At 59.1% G+C, this 18,445-nt stretch carries 13 protein-coding genes and 1 pseudogene; 11 read left to right on the top strand and 3 right to left on the bottom strand.

Annotated elements, in window-relative coordinates; genetic code table 11:
* The first annotated feature begins 613 nt into the window (after positions 1 to 613).
* The 9 genes from idnO (at position 614) to MFP24_RS20005 (ending at position 14,336) form a co-directional block, all read left to right on the top strand.
* Positions 614 to 1,378 (top strand): gluconate 5-dehydrogenase, encoded by a 765-nt coding sequence (gene idnO, locus MFP24_RS19965; RefSeq protein ID WP_249232022.1) that lies wholly within the window; start codon positions 614 to 616, stop codon positions 1,376 to 1,378.
* 21 nt (positions 1,379 to 1,399) lie between these two features.
* A complete protein-coding gene (locus MFP24_RS19970; RefSeq protein ID WP_249232023.1) occupies positions 1,400 to 1,954 on the top strand; it encodes a gluconokinase in 555 nt (184 codons plus the stop codon).
* 304 nt (positions 1,955 to 2,258) lie between these two features.
* Positions 2,259 to 3,482 carry an MdtA/MuxA family multidrug efflux RND transporter periplasmic adaptor subunit gene (locus MFP24_RS19975; protein ID WP_249232024.1) on the top strand — a complete coding sequence of 408 codons (1,224 nt, stop codon included), beginning with the start codon at positions 2,259 to 2,261 and terminating at the stop codon, positions 3,480 to 3,482.
* Complete coding sequence (locus tag MFP24_RS19980; RefSeq protein ID WP_249232025.1) at positions 3,482 to 6,607, top strand: MdtB/MuxB family multidrug efflux RND transporter permease subunit; 3,126 nt, start codon at positions 3,482 to 3,484, stop codon at positions 6,605 to 6,607. Before MFP24_RS19975 ends, MFP24_RS19980 begins: the two co-directional genes overlap by 1 nt.
* Positions 6,604 to 9,681 (top strand): multidrug efflux RND transporter permease subunit MdtC, encoded by a 3,078-nt coding sequence (gene mdtC, locus MFP24_RS19985; protein WP_249232026.1) that lies wholly within the window; start codon positions 6,604 to 6,606, stop codon positions 9,679 to 9,681. Before MFP24_RS19980 ends, mdtC begins: the two co-directional genes overlap by 4 nt.
* 27 nt (positions 9,682 to 9,708) lie before the next feature.
* Entirely contained in the window at positions 9,709 to 11,112 is a 1,404-nt protein-coding gene (locus MFP24_RS19990) for an MFS transporter (RefSeq protein WP_249232027.1), read from the top strand.
* A gap of 7 nt (positions 11,113 to 11,119) precedes the next feature.
* Complete coding sequence (baeS, locus tag MFP24_RS19995) at positions 11,120 to 12,487, top strand: envelope stress sensor histidine kinase BaeS (protein WP_249232028.1); 1,368 nt, start codon at positions 11,120 to 11,122, stop codon at positions 12,485 to 12,487.
* 7 nt (positions 12,488 to 12,494) lie between these two features.
* Positions 12,495 to 13,205 carry an envelope stress response regulator BaeR gene (gene baeR / locus MFP24_RS20000; RefSeq protein WP_249232029.1) on the top strand — a complete coding sequence of 237 codons (711 nt, stop codon included), beginning with the start codon at positions 12,495 to 12,497 and terminating at the stop codon, positions 13,203 to 13,205.
* Positions 13,206 to 13,373: 168 nt separating this feature from the next.
* Entirely contained in the window at positions 13,374 to 14,336 is a 963-nt protein-coding gene (locus MFP24_RS20005) for a glutathione S-transferase family protein (RefSeq protein WP_249232030.1), read from the top strand.
* A gap of 224 nt (positions 14,337 to 14,560) precedes the next feature.
* Here MFP24_RS20005 and MFP24_RS20010 read toward each other — a convergent pair whose 3' ends face one another.
* On the bottom strand, positions 14,561 to 14,986 hold the full coding sequence (locus MFP24_RS20010) for an Rpn/YhgA-type helix-turn-helix domain-containing protein (RefSeq protein ID WP_249232031.1): 426 nt from the start codon (positions 14,984 to 14,986) through the stop codon (positions 14,561 to 14,563).
* A gap of 4 nt (positions 14,987 to 14,990) precedes the next feature.
* A pseudogene (locus MFP24_RS20015) lies at positions 14,991 to 15,077 on the bottom strand (Rpn family recombination-promoting nuclease/putative transposase); the annotation flags it as partial.
* Between the two features lie 177 nt (positions 15,078 to 15,254).
* Between MFP24_RS20015 and trhP the strand changes: the two are divergent.
* The gene (trhP, locus tag MFP24_RS20020; protein WP_249232032.1) at positions 15,255 to 16,616 is read left to right on the top strand and encodes a prephenate-dependent tRNA uridine(34) hydroxylase TrhP; all 1,362 of its coding nucleotides are present in this window, start codon (positions 15,255 to 15,257) and stop codon (positions 16,614 to 16,616) included.
* A gap of 307 nt (positions 16,617 to 16,923) precedes the next feature.
* On the top strand, positions 16,924 to 17,823 hold the full coding sequence (gene yegS / locus MFP24_RS20025) for a lipid kinase YegS (RefSeq protein ID WP_249232033.1): 900 nt from the start codon (positions 16,924 to 16,926) through the stop codon (positions 17,821 to 17,823).
* 82 nt (positions 17,824 to 17,905) lie between these two features.
* Here the strand turns inward: yegS and psiE are convergent, their stop codons facing one another.
* On the bottom strand, positions 17,906 to 18,313 hold the full coding sequence (gene psiE, locus MFP24_RS20030) for a phosphate-starvation-inducible protein PsiE (protein WP_249232034.1): 408 nt from the start codon (positions 18,311 to 18,313) through the stop codon (positions 17,906 to 17,908).
* Positions 18,314 to 18,445 lie beyond the last annotated feature (132 nt).

The raw sequence follows: 18,445 nt of genomic DNA on the forward strand, positions 1-18,445 counted from the left end.
CAGAAGCCGCTATCGGTGGGTATTTAATAAAAAACCGCCACGCTATTAACCTTCTGCCACTATCTTACCTACCCTATATGATGTTAACAAATCATGTTACCGGTAACGTGATCCGGTCGACATTTCCACCGCGCCGATTGTTGCAATACTCTATCATTAAGGTAAAAATCACCTTTACTCTACAACATTTGTGGCTAGACTGCCGCTACCCCTATAAGCGGAAATACCGAAACTGTAAAAATAAATAATATTAAATATCATATAATTATAATTTAACCATCGAGTATTTTCCGCCGCGTTTGCTTGCGGCTCGGCTAATTTTTCCGCTAACGACCTGATGAAGGTCACGTAATCCGTAACAGCTGGTAGTAACACGCTTTAAAGTGATCTTAGTCACAGTTTTACCCGTCGTAAAACGGTTTCATAGCCCCACGTTATTTACGGTGACATTCCGTTTATCGGTCAGAGTGAAATAAATTGAACATCAGCCATCCTGTTTTTTTCAGGACGGTCTATGCCGATGGTTAATTATTTACCGAATCGGAATTGACGACACGCGGAAATATAACGGCATTGCGTAAAAAATCATTCAGGCAGCCATCAGGAATTATTTATGAAAGATCTATTTTCACTGTCCAAAAAGAAAGTGCTTATTACGGGTTCCGCGCAAGGCATCGGTTTTCTGCTGGCTAAAGGGTTATCTGAATTTGGCGCGGAAATCATTATTAACGACATTACCGCCGAACGCGCGGAAAGAGCCGTTGGACAATTACGCGACGCCGGTTATCAAGCCTATGCGGCGGCATTCGATGTTACCAACCATGACGCCGTTCAGGAATCCATTCACCATATCGAAGAAAACATCGGCGCCATTGATGTGTTGATTAATAACGCCGGTATTCAACGCCGTCACCCCTTTACCGAATTTCCGGAAAAAGAGTGGGACGATGTGATTAACGTTAACCAAAAATCGGTCTTTCTGGTTTCTCAAGCCGTATCGCGCCATATGGTGCAACGCCGGCGCGGAAAGATTATCAATATCTGTTCCATGCAGAGTGAACTGGGCCGCGATACCATCACCCCTTACGCCGCCTCCAAGGGGGCGGTAAAAATGCTGACCCGCGGAATGTGCGTGGAACTCGCCCGCTATAACATTCAGGTTAACGGTATCGCCCCCGGCTATTTTAAAACCGACATGACCAAAACGCTGGTGGATGACAAAGCCTTTACCGATTGGTTATGCCAACGCACCCCCGCCGCGCGTTGGGGAGACCCGGAAGAGTTAATCGGCGCGGCGGTCTACCTCTCATCGAAAGCGTCCGATTTCGTCAATGGGCACCTGTTGTTCGTTGACGGCGGCATGCTGGTCGCGGTGTGACCGACTCTGGGAGAGAATAGTATGTCCGGTAAATGCATTATTATCATGGGCGTATCCGGCACGGGGAAATCAAGCGTCGGGTTGGCGCTGGCCAGTCGCCTCAACGCCAAATTCATCGATGGGGATGACCTGCATCCGCGGGCGAACATTGAAAAAATGGCCTCCGGCCGCCCGCTGAACGACGACGATCGACTGCCCTGGCTCGAACGCCTGAGCGACGTGGCCTATAGCCTGCAGCAAAAAAACGAAACCGGCTTTCTGGTCTGTTCCGCGTTGAAAAAACGCTACCGCGACCGGCTGAGAGAGGGGAATAACCATATGACCTTCCTGTGGCTGAACGGCGACTACCAGTTGGTGTTAGAACGGATGCAACAGCGCGCGGGTCACTTCATGCCGGAAAGCCTGCTGAAAAGTCAGTTCGCCACCCTGGAGTCTCCCGATAAACGGGAAAGCGACGTGATGCCGATCGACATCGCCGCCTCGCTCGACGGCGTGGTCAACCGCTGCATCGAGGCGCTATCCCAGGAAAGGGCGCCGCAATCTCCGCACGCCGGCCGAACGGAGCAAACGGCATAAAACAACGTCTTGCCAATGCCGCCTTGCCCCCACCCTGCCGGGACAAGGCGGCATTTCTGTTTCCGACACCCCTCCCGCCGGCACGCCGCCGCCGTCAGAGGCTTTGGCCGCGGCCTGATTTCCGCCTGTCGGGTATGGCATTTCCGCCCCGCGCCGACAATCCCTGACATATCTTCCATATTTCCTTCATTATTTTTCCGGCATGGGGTGGTTAAACTAGTATGATAAAACGCATAATTTTATACCACGCTATGTTCCAGGGACCCGCGCCGTCCGCGCCATACGGAGAGACTAACCGATTACCATGAATGCCAAACGCCTCTTACGCCCGTTGATATTCGTTGCCGTCGTTGTTGCCGCTCTGCTGCTCTGGCGTCATTTCACCCAGCCGCAAACCACCGCCGGCCAGAGCGGCGATCGTGCCGCGCCCGCGGCGCGCCAGGGAAACGGCGGCGGTCGCCGTGCCGCCATGAACGTGCTGCCTCCGGTGCAGGCCGCCCGGACCGGTTCCGCCTCGGTTCCCTACTATCTTTCCGCGCTCGGCACCGTTACCGCCTCCAATACCGTCACCGTCCGCAGCCGGGTTGACGGCGAACTGATGGCCCTGCACTTTCAGGAGGGGCAGCAGGTCAACGCCGGCGATCTGCTGGCGGAGATCGATCCGCGGCCGTTTCAGGTAGAGCTGACCCAGGCTCAGGGGCAGTTGGCGAAAGACCGGGCGATACTCGCCAACGCCCGGCAGGATCTGGCCCGCTATCAGCAGTTGGTGAAAACCAATCTGATCTCCCGTCAGGAGCTGGATGCGCAACAGGGGCTGGTGCGGCAGTCGGAGGGCAGCGTCAAAGCGGATGAAGGCGCGGTGGCCAGCGCCGAGCTACAGCTGGCTTACAGCAAAATCATCGCCCCCATCAGCGGGCGGGTGGGGTTAAAGCAGGTCGACGTGGGGAATTACATCACCAGCGGCGATACCAACGGCCTGGTGGTTATCACCCAGACGCAGCCCATCGATGTGGTATTTACCGTGCCGGAAGGCGAGATCGCCACCATTGTCAAGGCGCGCAAATCGGCGCAGGCGCCGATCGTAGAAGCCTGGGACCGCGCCAATCAGCAGAAGCTGTCGCAGGGCAACCTGCTGAGCATGGATAACCAGATCGACGTAACCACCGGCACCATCAAGCTTAAGGCCCGTTTCGAAAACAGCGACGACGCCCTGTTCCCCAATCAGTTCGTCAATATCCGCATGAAGGTGGATACGCTGCAAAACGCCATCCTCGCTCCCGCCGCCGCGGTGCAAATGGGCAATGAAGGGCGCTTTGTCTGGATACTGAACGATAAAAACGAGGTGAGTAAACGCCAGGTCACCACCGGTATTCAATACGGCCAGCAAATGGTGATCACCGCCGGTCTGAGCGCCGACGTGCTGGTGGTGACCGACGGCATCGACCGTCTGACCGAAGGGGCCAAAGTCGAGGTGATCTCCTCCGACGCCACGGATAAAACGCCGCTAATCAGCGGAGAGAAGCCCTGATGCGGCAGGATAGCGTGCCGGCCAGCGGCGGCGGACCGTCGCGGCTTTTTATCCTGCGTCCGGTGGCGACCACCCTGTTGATGGTCGCCATCCTGCTGGCGGGTATCATCGGCTACCGCGCCCTGCCGGTTTCCGCCCTGCCGGAGGTGGACTACCCCACCATTCAGGTGGTGACGCTCTATCCCGGCGCCAGCCCCGAAGTGGTGACCTCGGCCATCACCGCGCCGCTGGAACGCCAGTTCGGGCAGATGTCCGGGCTGAAACAGATGGCGGCCCAGAGCTCCGGCGGCGCCTCGGTGATTACGCTGCAATTCCAGCTGGAGCTGTCGCTGGATATTGCCGAACAGGACGTACAGGCGGCGATCAACGCGGCGACCAACCTGCTGCCTACCGACCTGCCCTACCCGCCGACCTACAGCAAGGTTAACCCGGCCGACCCGCCTATTATGACGCTGGCGGTCACCTCCAGCGCCATGCCGATGACCCAGGTGCAGGATCTGGCGGATAACCGCATCGCGCAGAAAATCTCGCAGGTGGCGGGCGTCGGCCTGGTGTCGCTGGCCGGCGGGCAGCGCCCGGCGGTGCGGGTAAAACTGAACGCGCCGGCGCTGGCGGCATACCAGCTCACCAGCGAAACGATCCGCAGCGCCATTAACGCCGCCAACGTCAACTCCGCCAAGGGGAGCCTCGACGGCCCGACCCGCTCGGTGACCCTGTCCGCCAACGATCAGATGAAATCCGTTGAGGATTACCGCCAGCTGATCGTCGCCTGGCGTAATGACGCCCCGGTGCGCCTGCGCGACGTCGCCAGCGTGGAGCAGGCGGCGGAAAATACCTATCTGGGCGCCTGGGCGAATCGGCAACAGGCGATTATCATCAACGTTCAGCGCCAGCCGGGCGCCAACGTGATCGCCACCACCGACAGCATCCGCCAGATGCTGCCCGGACTGACCGCCAGCCTGCCGAAATCGGTGGAGGTATCGACGCTGACCGACCGTACCCTCAGCATCCGGGCGTCGGTAAAAGACGTGCAGTTTGAACTGCTGCTGGCCATCGCGCTGGTGGTGATGGTGATTTACCTGTTTCTGCGCAACGCCGTCGCCACGCTGATCCCCAGCATCGCCGTGCCGCTATCGCTGATCGGCACCTTTGCGGTGATGTATTTCCTCGGCTTCTCCATCAATAACCTGACGCTGATGGCGCTCACCATCGCCACCGGATTCGTGGTGGACGATGCGATCGTGGTGATTGAAAATATCTCCCGCTATATCGAAAAAGGCGAAAGGCCGCTCCACGCCGCGCTGAAAGGCGCCGGGGAGATCGGCTTCACCATTATTTCATTAACCTTTTCGCTGATTGCCGTGCTGATCCCGCTGCTGTTTATGGGAGATATTATCGGCCGGCTGTTCCGCGAGTTCGCCATCACCCTGGCCGTCGCCATTCTGATTTCCGCCGTGGTGTCGCTCACCCTGACGCCGATGATGTGCGCCCGCCTGCTCAGCCACCGGTCGCTGAGTAAACAGAATCGCTTTACCCGCGCCAGCGAGCGCTTTTTTACCCGGCTGGTGGGCGCGTACGCCGTCTGGCTGCGCAAGGTGCTGAACCATCCGTGGCTGACGCTGAGCGTGGCGGTGGGCACGCTGGCGCTCACCGTGCTGCTGTATCTGTGGATCCCCAAAGGCTTCTTCCCGGTGCAGGACAACAGCATTATTCAGGGCACGGTGCAGGCGCCGCAGTCGGTCTCTTTCCGCAATATGGCGGAGCGCCAGCAGCAGGTGGCATCCATTATCATGAAAGACCCGGCGGTGCAGAGCGTCTCCTCGTTCGTCGGCGTTGACGGCACCAACGCCGCGCTCAACGGCGGACGGCTGCAAATCAATCTGCATCCGCTCAACGAGCGCCGCGAGCGTATTGCGGAAATCATCGCCCGGCTGCAACAGCAGACCGCGCAGCTTCCCGGCGTCCAGCTCTATCTGCAGCCGGTGCAGGATCTCACCATTGATACCCAGCTCAGCCGGACCCAGTACCAGTTCACCCTACAGGCGATGTCGCTGGACGAGCTGAGCCTGTGGGTGCCGGAGCTATTGACCGAGCTGCGCAAGCTGCCGCAGTTGCAGGATGTCAGCAGCGACTGGCAGGACGGCGCGGCCATCGCTTACGTCAACGTCGACCGCGACAGCGCCAGCCGTCTGGGCATCACCATGGCCCAGGTCGACAGCGCGCTGTATAACGCCTTCGGCCAGCGCCTGATCTCCACCATTTATACCCAGGCCAGCCAGTACCGCGTGGTGCTCGAGCACGATACCGCCAACAATAGCGGTCTGGATGCGTTAAACGACGTGCGGTTAATCAGCAGCGACGGCGGCAGCATTCCGCTCAACAGCATCGCCGCCATCGAAGAGCGGCAGGGACCGCTGGCCATCAATCATCTCGACCAGTTTCCCTCCACCACTATCTCCTTCAACGTCAGCAGCGGCTATGCGCTGGGCGAAGCGGTAGAGGCCATCACCCAGGCGGAACGGCAAATGAACCTGCCCGCCGATATCACCACCCGTTTCCAGGGCAGCACGCTGGCCTTCCAGTCGGCGCTGGGCAATACGGTGTGGCTGATCGTCGCCGCGGTGGTGGCGATGTATATCGTCCTCGGCGTACTGTATGAAAGCTTTATCCATCCGGTGACCATCCTTTCAACGCTGCCTACCGCCGGGGTGGGAGCGTTGCTGGCGCTGATGATGGCGGGCAAGGAACTGGACGTGATCGCCATTATCGGCATTATTTTGCTGATCGGCATCGTCAAGAAAAACGCCATCATGATGATCGACTTCGCGCTGGCCGCCGAACGGGAACAGGGCATGAGTCCGTATGACGCCATCTACCAGGCCTGCCTGCTGCGCTTCCGACCGATCCTGATGACCACCATGGCCGCCCTGCTCAGCGCCCTGCCGCTGATGCTGAGCACCGGCGTCGGCGCCGAATTGCGCCAGCCGTTGGGGATTTGCATGGTCGGCGGCCTGGTGATGAGCCAGATTCTGACCCTGTTTACCACCCCGGTGATTTACCTGCTGTTTGATCGGCTGGCGCAGCGGTTGCGGAGCGCGCCGCGTCGGGAGGAGGAAACCGAGTGAGGTTCTTCTCCCTGTTTATCCATCGGCCGGTGGCCACCATTCTGCTGACGCTGGCGATCGCCCTCTGCGGCGTCCTGGGGTTTCGCCTGCTGCCGGTGTCGCCGCTGCCGCAGGTGGACTTTCCGGTGATCGTGGTCAGCGCCTCGCTGCCCGGCGCCTCGCCGGAAACCATGGCGTCATCGGTGGCCACGCCGCTGGAGCGGGCGCTGGGCAGGATCGCCGGGGTGAGTGAAATGACCTCGACGAGCTCGCTGGGCAGCTCGCGTATTATTCTGGTGTTCAACCTCGAACGGGATATCAACGGCGCGGCGCGCGACGTGCAGGCGGCCATCAACGCCGCGCAGAGCCTGCTGCCGTCCGGCATGCCCAGCCGCCCGACCTACCGCAAAATGAACCCGTCCGACGCCCCGATCATGATCCTGACGCTGACCTCGGATACCTACAATCCGGGACAGCTGTATGACTACGCCTCCACCCGGCTGGCGCAGAAAATCGCCCAGATGGCGGGCGTGGGCGATGTCTCCATCGGCGGCGGTTCGCTGCCCGCCGTGCGCGTGGCCCTCAATCCGCAGGCGTTGTTCAATCAGGGAATTTCCCTGGACGAGGTGCGGCAGACCATCAGCCAGGCCAACGTGCGCCAGCCATTGGGCGATATTGAAAACCGCCGGCAGCGCTGGCAGATAAAAACCAACGACGAACTGAAAACCGCGGCCGCCTACCAGCCGCTGGTCATTCGCTACAACAACGGCGCCGCCGTGCGGCTGAGCGACGTCGCCACGGTGCGGGATGGGGTGCAAAACTCGCGCAACGCCGGGATGGCCAACGCCAAGCCCGCCGTGCTGCTGGTGATCAGCCGCGCCCCCGGCGCCAATATCATTACCACCGTGGACAGCATTCGCGCCGCCTTGCCCGAGCTGCGCGCCAGCCTGCCGGCGGAAATCCGGCTTGATATCGCCCTGGATCGTTCGCCCACCATCCGCGCCTCGCTGGCTGAAGTAGAGCAATCGCTGGTGATCGCCGTGGCGCTGGTGATTGTGGTGGTTTTCCTGTTCCTCCGTTCCGGACGCGCCACGCTGATCCCCGCGGTGGCGGTGCCGGTTTCGCTTATCGGCACCTTCGCCGCCATGTATTTGTGCGGTTTCAGCCTGAATAACCTCTCGCTGATGGCGCTGACCGTCGCCACCGGTTTCGTGGTGGATGACGCCATCGTGGTGCTGGAAAATATTTCACGCCACGTCGAGGCCGGCATGAAGCCGTTGCCGGCCGCGTTGCAGGGGGTGCGCGAAGTCGGTTTCACCGTGCTGTCAATGAGCGTGTCGCTGGTGGCGGTGTTTATCCCGCTGCTGCTGATGGAGGGCCTGCCGGGACGGCTGTTTCGCGAGTTCGCCGTTACCCTGTCGGTGGCGATTATTATCTCGCTGTTGATCTCGCTCACCCTGACGCCGATGATGTGCGCCCGGCTGCTGCGCGCCGCGCCGCAGCGCGGCCAGCCGCGTTTGCGCGGTTTCGGCCGCGTTCTGCTGGCCATGCAGCAAGGCTACGGGCGTTCGCTTAAATGGGTGCTGAACCACGCCCGCTGGGTGCTGATGTTGCTGCTGGGAACCATAGCGCTCAACGTCTGGCTGTATATCAGCATTCCGAAAACCTTTTTCCCGGAGCAGGATACCGGCAGGGTGATGGGCTTTATCCAGGCCGATCAGAGTATCTCGTTTCAGGCCATGAAGCTGAAGCTACAAACCTTTATGACCCTGGTGCGCAGCGATCCGGCGGTGGACAACGTCACCGGCTTTACCGGCGGCTCGCGCACCAACAGCGGTTCCATGTTTATTACGCTCAAGCCGCTGGCGCAGCGCGACGTCAGCGCCCAGCAGGTGGTGGGCCGCCTGCGCGCCACGCTGGCGAAAGAGCCCGGCGCCACCCTGTTTTTAATGCCGGTGCAGGACATCCGCATCGGCGGGCGCGAAGCCAATGCCAGCTATCAGTACAGCCTGCTGTCGGACGATCTCGGCCTGCTGCGCGCCTGGGAGCCCAAAATTCGCGAGGCGCTGGGCAAACTGCCCCAACTGGCCGACGTCAATTCCGATCAGCAGGACAAAGGCGCGGAAATGGCGCTGACTTACGATCGCGACGCCATGGCCCGGCTGGGGATCGACGTCGCCGGCGCCAACGCGTTATTGAACAACGCTTTCGGCCAGCGGCAGATTTCCACCATTTACCAGCCGCTCAACCAGTACAAGGTGGTGATGGAAGTGGACGAGGCCTATACGCAGGATGTCAGTGCGCTGGAAAAAATGTTTGTCATCAACGACGCCGGCAAGCCCATCCCGCTCTCCTATTTTGCCCGCTGGCAGCCCGTCAACGCGCCGCTATCGGTCAACCATCAGGGCTTGTCCGCCGCATCCACCATCTCCTTTAACCTGGCGCAAGGGGCGACCCTTTCCGACGCCACGGCGCTGGTTGAACGAACCATGACCTCGCTGGGCGTGCCGTCCGCGGTGCGCGGACAGTTCTCCGGCACCGCGCAGGCTTTCCAGCAGTCGCAAACGGCGCAGCTGCTGCTGATTCTGGCGGCGATTATTACCGTTTATATCGTGCTGGGCGTGCTGTACGAAAGCTACGTGCATCCGCTGACCATTTTGTCCACCCTGCCCTCCGCCGGCGTGGGCGCCTTGCTGGCGCTGCAATGGTTCGGCGCGCCGTTCAGCCTGATTGCGCTGATCGGCATAATGCTGTTAATTGGTATCGTGAAAAAGAACGCCATCATGATGGTGGATTTCGCGCTGGCGGCGCAGCGCAGCGGCGAACTCAGCGCGCGGGACGCCATATTCCAGGCCAGCCTGCTGCGTTTCCGCCCGATTATGATGACCACGCTAGCCGCGCTGTTCGGCGCCCTGCCGCTGGCGCTCACCAGCGGCGACGGCGCGGAGCTGCGCCAGCCGCTCGGCATCACCATCGTCGGCGGTCTGGTGATGAGCCAGCTTCTGACGCTCTATACCACACCGGTGGTGTATCTGTTCTTCGACCGTCTGCGCAATATGCGGCGCAAAACCCATGAACGTATTTCTGTTTATTAATTATTTTCAGCAGGAGATCCCTGAAACATGGTGACTCGGCCCGCTTCCGTTCGCTGGCAACTGTGGATTGTGGCCTTTGGCTTTTTTATGCAAACGCTGGATACCACCATTGTGAATACCGCGCTGCCGGCCATGGCCGCCAGCCTGAATGAAAACCCGCTGCGCATGCACTCGGTGATTGTTTCCTACGTACTGACCGTCGCCATCATGCTGCCCGCCAGCGGCTGGCTGGCGGATCGTATCGGGGTTAAAAACATCTTCTTCTCCGCCATCCTGCTGTTTACCCTGGGGTCGCTGCTGTGCGCGCGGGCGGAAACCCTGAACGAGCTGCTGATCTCCAGGGTGATTCAGGGGGTCGGCGGCGCCATGATGGTACCGGTCGGGCGGCTGACGGTGATGAAAATCGTCCCGCGCGATCAATATATGGCCGCCATGACGTTCGTCACCCTGCCCGGCCAGATTGGTCCGTTAATCGGCCCCGCGCTGGGCGGTTTTCTGGTGGAATACGCCAGCTGGCACTGGATTTTCCTCATCAATCTGCCGGTGGGCATTGCCGGCGCGCTGGCGACCTGGCTGCTGATGCCGAACTACACCATGCAAACCCAGCGCTTTGATATTACCGGTTTTTTGTGGCTCGCCTTGTGTATGGCGACCCTGACGCTGGCGCTGGACGGGCACCATAACCTCGGCATTCCGCCCATCGTTATTTTCGCCCTGATCGCCACCGGGCTGATCTCCCTGCTCAGCTACTGGCTGCACGCCCGCCATAACCCGCGGGCGCTGTTTAATCTGCGCCTGTTCGACACCCAGACCTTTACCGTCGCGCTGACCGGCGGATTTCTGGCGCGCATCGGCAGCGGGATGCTGCCGTTTATGACCCCGATGTTTCTGCAATTGGGCATGGGATTCTCGCCCTTCCACGCCGGGATGATGATGATCCCCATGGTATTGGGCAGCATGGGGATAAAGCGGGTGGTGGTGCAAATCGTTAACCGCTTTGGCTATCGCCGGGTGCTGATCGCCTCCACGCTGCTGCTGGCGCTGGTTACCCTGCTGTTCGCCCTGGTGGCGATGATGAACTGGATCTGGCTGCTGCCGGTGGTGCTGTTTTTCCTCGGCACGGTGAACTCGATCCGCTTTTCCGCCATGAATACCCTGACGCTGAAAGATCTGCCCGACCCGCTGGCCAGCGGCGGCAATAGTCTGCTGTCGATGTCGATGCAGCTCTCCATGAGCCTGGGGGTCAGCATCGCCGGGATACTGCTCGGCATGTTTTCACACCGGCACCTGAATATGGGGCCGGCGGAAACCCACGGCGTATTCCTGTACGCGTATCTCAGCATGGCGGTCATCATTGCGCTGCCCGCCCTGATTTTTAATCGCGTTCCACCCGACACAGACAAACAGTTGACGCTCCCCCGTCGCTCGTGAGGTTGCCATGAAATTCGGGATCACCGCTAAATTATTCCTGGCGATTTTCGCCACCTGCCTGCTGGTGCTGATTACCATGCACTGGGGCGTGCGCCTCAGCTTCGAACGCGGATTTATCGACTACGTCAAACGCGGCAACGAACAGCGCGTGGCGCAGCTGCGCGACGCGCTGGCGGAGCAATATCAGCAGCACGGCGACTGGTCTTTTTTGCGCAACAACGGGCGCCTGGTGTTCAAAATGCTGCACTCGATGGACCAGAACGGCGACGACGACCATGCCATGCAGGGCTGGCGCGTTCGCCTGTGGGTGCTGGATGCGGAAAAAAACAGGCTGTACGGCTCTCCGGCGCCCATTAGCGAAGAGAGCACCTGGCAGCCCATCAGGGCGCAGAATCAGACCGTCGGCTGGGTGGTCGCCTCCTCCTCCGAACGCCTGACCCGCAACGCCGATATCAATTTCGACCGGCAGCAACAGCGCACCAGTTGGCTGATCGTCGCGCTATCGACCCTGCTGGCGATCATCGCCACCTGGCTGACCTCCCGCGGCCTGCTGGCGCCGGTCAAGCGGCTGGTGAACGGCATTCATCGTCTGGCGGCGGGCGATTTCAGCGCCCGCGTCACCGCCAGCGCCCACGATGAGCTGGGGCGGCTGGCGCAGGATTTTAACCAGCTTGCCGGCGCGCTGGAGAAAAACGAGCAGTCCCGCCGCGCCTTTATGGCGGACGTCTCCCACGAGCTGCGCACCCCGCTGGCGGTGCTGCGCGGCGAGCTGGAAGCCTTGCAGGACGGCGTGCGCCGCCCCGACGCCGCGTCGCTGCAATCGCTCCAGTCGGAGGTGGCCACCCTGACCAAACTGGTGGACGACCTGCACCAGCTCTCGTTATCCGATCGGGGAACGCTGGCCTATCGCAAGGACGCGGTGGATACGGTGCAGCTGCTGCATATCGCCATTGCCGCCTTTAACGAACGCTACCGCAAAAAGCGCATTACGCTGACCACCGACTTTCCGCCGCGGGCCGAAGTGTTCGGCGATGCGCACCGTTTAAGCCAGTTGTTCAACAACCTGCTGGAAAACAGCCTGCGCTATACCGACGAACCGGGAACCTTGCACATCGCGGCGGCGGTGCGCCATCAACGGCTGGTCGTCACCTGGCAGGACAGCGCCCCGGGGGTAACCGACGAGCAGCTGGCGCTGATATTCGACCGTTTTTACCGCGCGGAAGGCTCGCGCAACCGCGCCAGCGGCGGTTCCGGCCTGGGGCTGGCTATCTGTCACAATATCGTTGAGGCGCACGGCGGACGACTGTATGCTGAGCATTCCCCGTTGGGGGGACTGCTGATTAGCGTTGAACTCCCCTTGCATCCGCCAGAATAGAGTAATGATGACCACTGAATCCGCCGTGCCGGTCCTGATCGTTGAAGATGAACCCAAACTGGGGCAACTGCTGGTTGATTATCTCCAGGCGGCGGATTATCAGACGCGCTGGTTCAGCAACGGCGATGAGGTGCTCGACTGGGTCAAACAAAACCCGCCGGCGCTGATCCTGCTGGATCTGATGCTGCCGGGCACCGACGGCCTGACGCTGTGCCGCGCCATCCGCCGGTTCTCCAACGTTCCCATCATCATGGTTACCGCGCGCAGCGAGGAGGTCGACCGCCTGCTGGGGCTGGAGATCGGCGCGGATGATTATATCTGTAAACCGTTCAGCCCGCGGGAAGTGGTGGTAAGGGTAAGAACCCTGCTGCGCCGCTGCGGCTGGCAGGCGGAGGCGCAAAAACCGGCGGATAAGGCCGCGCTGCTGATTGATAAAAACAGTTTTCAGGCCAGCTATCTGGGGCAAAGCCTCGACCTGACGCCGGCGGAACTGCGGCTGCTCAAAACCCTGGCCACCGAACCGGGCAAGGTGTTTTCCCGCGAGGCGCTGCTGGATAAACTTTACGATGATTACCGGGTGGTGACCGACCGCACCATCGACAGCCATATCAAAAACCTGCGCCGCAAGCTGGAGCAGTTGGACGAGCAAACTTCGTTTATCCGCACCGTTTACGGCATGGGCTATCGCTGGGAAGCCGAACCCTGCGAGCTGGTGTAGCCATTCGCAGGCGGAAGCGGCCGCTGGAAAAATGTCTCCCATCTGAAAGCCAGGGATGGCATGCACAAAAAATCTGTCCGACTTAGTTAAAAATTTATCATTTTTTCTTTATCTCAGGCTGATAGGCTTACCGCTCGGCAATAGTTATCAGATTTTAAGCGAGGCGAGATGTCAGGTTTAGTGGATGGGAAATGGGTTAACGGCGATGTGGCGGCGGAAGAGATCAAGAACGGGGCGTTTCACCGTGAGGAGACAAAATTCCGCCAGACCAGGGTCGTCGCGGAAAAAGGCCGCTACCAGCTGTTCGTCTCTTATCTCTGCCCCTGGGCCTCGCGTACGTTAATCCTCCGCAAGCTGAAAGGGCTGGAAGAGATCGTTCAGTTGTCCGTAGCGCAGCCGCGCATCGCGGAGAACGGCTGGGAGTTCAGCACGCCGCAGGACGCGGGCGAGCGCGTCGGCCCTATCCGTTTTCTCCACCAGCTGTATACCGCCACGGATAAACGCTACAGCGGAAAAGTATCGGTGCCGGTATTGTGGGATCGTCTGGAAGGACGCATCGTCAACAATGAGTCGGCGGATATCATCCGTATCCTGAACGACGGCTTTAATTCATTGACGGACAACCGGCTTGATTTCTACCCGCCGGCGCTGCGCGGTGAGATAGACCGCTGGAATGAAACCATTTACCACGCCATCAACAACGGCGTATACAAAACCGGCTTCGCCAAAACTCAGGAGAGCTATAACCAGGCGGTCACTACGCTGTTCGCCACCCTGGATAAGGTTGAGGCGCATCTGGCGACGCACCGCTATATCGCCGGCGATACGCTGACGGAAGCCGACTGGCGCCTGTTCGTGACCTTAATCCGTTTTGACGTGGCCTATCATGGCGCGTTCAAGTGCAATCTGCGCCGTATCGAAGATTACCCCCATCTGTCGAACTACCTGCGCGAGCTTTACCAGTGGCCGGGCGTTAAAGAGACCGTCAATATCGACCATATCAAAGCCGGTTATTACGGCATTCTGTGGCTGAACCCGACCGGCATCGTGCCGCTGGGCCCGCTCGTCGACTTACAGCGTCCGCATAACCGCGCGGCGCTGGGCGAATCCGTGGTTGCCGTCGCCCGCTGAGGAAACTCGCCCAATAGGAGATTGACAACCCGACTCCGGCATAGTCATCCCCGCCTACCGCCACCGGTCATCCCCGCGGCGGTAGGCGGGGATCTGCTTTCAGCTAATGCATTGATATCAGGAAGATTCCTGGTTACTCGCCCCATATCCCTGGGGCTCTCCCTGCGGGCCGCCGCAAGCGGTGTTCAAAAGCATTCCCGATCTGGGGAATCTCCTGAAAATAATTAAGCATTATCTGATAAATCATCGTGGATGTTGGCGGAGAGCGCCAACTGCGCCATCTCCTCGTCGGAAAGCCGGGTAATTTGCTGGACCTGCTCGCGCGCCATGCCGGTCAGCAGCAACTGGCGCGCAATCTGCCGCGCACTGGTTTTCATGCCTTGTTCTATGCCTTGTTCTATGCCTTGTTCTCTTCCCTGTATGACTCCGGCCTGCATGCCCTCTTCAAATCCAATTTGTTTCAGCTGCTGTGCAATCGTCATTATCTCCTCCCGATCCGTTGACAACGGCTCCGCCACCATTTCGATAAAATCGGCTGGTCTGGATGTATTGCCGGTTTGCGCAATGTAATACAGTAACGCCCGCTTCTGCATCAGCGGCACCTGCCAGCGCTCAAATAATAACCCGATATCTCGCGCCAGTTCCAGCATATCCCGCGTACGGATACGGGCTGCGTTCTCCCTGATAGAACAGCAACGGTACCACCAGCGGCAACTGTTTATAGCCCTGTTCAAGAGTACGCAGGAACGACGGATTTGGATTCGCTATTGCCAATGGCTACTTTGTCAACGCGCCCAATAGGCCTACTTTTTGTAGGCCGTCTGCTGCTTTTTGCCTTTATAAGCGCTAGAATCCCCGCCTTTACTGCTCCCATCGGGTGCAGCCTGACTTGTAATCAGAATCGAGAGACAGCAAGCAATGTTTAAACCGGAACTCCTTTCTCCGGCCGGTACGCTGAAAAATATGCGTTACGCCTTTGCCTATGGCGCCGACGCCATTTATGCCGGTCAACCCCGCTATAGCCTGCGGGTGCGCAATAACGAATTCAACCACCAGACGCTGGCGCAGGCCATCAATGAAGCCCATGAGCTGGGTAAAAAATTCTATGTGGTGGTGAATATCGCGCCGCATAACGCCAAGCTGAAAACCTTTCTGCGCGACCTGCAACCGGTGGTCGAAATGGGGCCGGATGCGCTGATTATGTCCGATCCGGGGCTGATTATGCTGGTGCGGGAAAACTTCCCGCAAATGCCGATCCACCTCTCCGTGCAGGCTAACGCGGTAAACTGGGCGACGGTGAAATTCTGGCAGCAAATGGGGCTGAGCCGGGTGATCCTCTCCCGCGAGCTATCGCTGGAGGAGATCGCCGAGATCCGCAGCCAGGTGCCGGAGATGGAGCTGGAGATTTTCGTCCACGGCGCGCTGTGCATGGCTTATTCCGGCCGCTGCCTGCTTTCCGGCTATATCAACAAACGCGACCCTAATCAGGGAACCTGCACCAACGCCTGCCGCTGGGAATACAAGGTGCAGGAAGGGAAAGAGGATGAAGTCGGCAATATCGTTCATCAGCATGAACCCATCGCGGTAAAAAACGTCGCGCCGACGCTGGGCATCGGCGAACCCACCGATAGAGTCTTTATGCTGGAGGAAAGCCAGCGCCCCGGCGAATATATGAGCGCCTTTGAGGACGAACACGGCACCTATATCATGAACTCGCGCGACCTGCGCGCCATTCAGCACGTGGAGCGCCTGACGCAGATGCAGGTGCATTCGCTGAAAATTGAAGGCCGCACCAAGTCGTTTTACTACTGCGCGCGCACCGCGCAGGTATACCGCCGCGCCATCGATGACGCCGTCGCCGGCAAACCCTTTGATCCCACCCTGCTGCAAACGCTGGAAGGGCTGGCCCACCGCGGCTACACCGAAGGTTTCCTGCGCCGCCACGTACATGAGGATCATCAGAATTACGACTACGGCTATTCGGTATCCGACCGCCAGCAGTTCGTCGGCGAATTCACCGGCGAGCGCCGTAACGGGCTGGCGGAAGTGGCGGTGAAAAACAAATTCTCCTGCGGCGACAGCGTGGAAATGATGACGCCGGGCGGAAATGTTCAATTCACCATTGAAGCGATGCAGAACGCGAAAGGGCAGGCGACCGACGTCGCGCCGGGCAACGGACACATCGTCTATCTGCCGGTGCCTGAGGAAATCGATCTGCAATACGCGCTGCTGCTGCGCAATTTGCCGGGCACCACAACACGAAATCCCAATAAAAAATAGCGGAATGTTCCACAAATGATGTGGCTTTTGATAAATATTAGAATCAGATCACATCAATGAGCCGGGCTTCTGGTTACTATGGCGACGCTGAGAAAATATAGAACGAAAAATAAGCGTAGTGATACTACTAGGAACCACCTCCTTGGCCAGCTCAATCTCCCTTGAGCTGGCTTTTTCTTTTCCGACTTCCCTGCCTTTTCCTCCCCGTTCACCGAATCTTCCGATACCCGCCCGGGTATTTAGTTACTATGATTAGAAAGCATTAAGCATCCGGCATGTCATCAGCCATACCAAATTGGAGAACACCATGGTTCAGCCCCCAGCCACGCTGCTCATTTTGAATGGGAAAAGCGCGGATAATGAGGAACTTCGTCAGGCAATCGAGCTGTTACGCCAGGACGGATACCGGCTGCACGTCAGAGTAACCTGGGAATTTGGCGACGCGCGGCGCTATGTAGAGGAGGCCGCCCGGCTCAAAGTGGAGAACGTCATCGCCGCCGGTGGCGACGGCACAATCAATGAAGTTGCCGGCGCGCTGGCGGTTCAGCCCGCAACGGTACGTCCCTGTCTGGGGATTATCCCGCTGGGAACCGCCAACGATTTCGCCACCAGTTGCCAGATCCCTCTCGACCTGCATAACGCCCTGACGCTGGCCGTCAAAGGCCGGGCCAGCGCCATTGACCTGGCGAAAGTGAATGACGAGCACTATTTCATCAATATGGCGACCGGCGGATTCGCCACCCGCATTACCACCGAAACCCCGGCGAGAATGAAGTCGGCGCTCGGCGGCGCGTCCTATATTCTGCACGCGCTGCTGCGCATGGATATGCTGCAAGCCGAACGCTGCGAAATCCGCGGGCCGGATTTCAACTGGTCGGGCGACACGCTGGTCATTGCGGTGGGAAACGGGCGCCAGGCCGGCGGCGGCCAGCAGCTCTGCCCGGACGGATTAATCAATGACGGCCTGCTGGAACTGCGCATCCTGTCGGCGCAGGAGCTGTTGCCCAATATGCTGCAGGCCTGGTTTACCGACGGCGAAAACCAGAATCTGATTTCCGCCACCCTGCCCTGGCTGGAAATTACCGCCCCCGATGAGATGACGTTTAATCTGGACGGCGAACCGCTAAAGGCGAATCGTTTCCATATCGAAGTGATCCCGGCGGCCATTCGCTGTCGTCTGCCGCCGCAGTGCGCGCTGCTGGGGTGAATCACCTCTCAGGCGACGCCTGCCGCTCCCCCCTCCCGGCCTCCCCCTTGTCAGGGGGAGGTGCTAACGGGTCAGCCGCGCATTATTCGCGCCTCAGGCGATTACTGTTCGCCAGATAGAGCGTAATCACCAACAGCAGGATGGAGGCGGCGTAAATCAGCGTATCGATGGGATTTTTATGATCGACGATAATCAGCCGGATAATCGCCGTGATGCCGATATAGACAAAATAGCGCAGCGGAAAATGGTATCCCGACTGGAAATACTTGACGATCAGCGCGATAAACTCGAAATAGAGAAAGTAGATAACGATGCTTTCAATCAGCTGATAGGACGACTCTTTCTCATTGGCGACCAGCAGCACCTGCGCCAGGTGGTAGGTTTCCTTCCCCAGAAAGATCACCAGAATGGTCGCCAATATCAGCAGCCCGATATTGAGTATCGTCTGAAGTCCCTTTGAAACCATAATGCTGCGCGTTGAACCCGCCATACTTACTTTCCTCACCTCTAATTACCATCCGTCATGTCTTATCGTTCACAGGTTATCACCCTTATCCCCCATCAGGGAGACAACCTGCTTATTTGTAAGCAAAATTAACGAGAACACGCCGCTTTATATTTC

This window comes from Brenneria tiliae, assembly GCF_023347575.1.
GTDB classification, from domain to species: domain Bacteria; phylum Pseudomonadota; class Gammaproteobacteria; order Enterobacterales; family Enterobacteriaceae; genus Brenneria; species Brenneria corticis.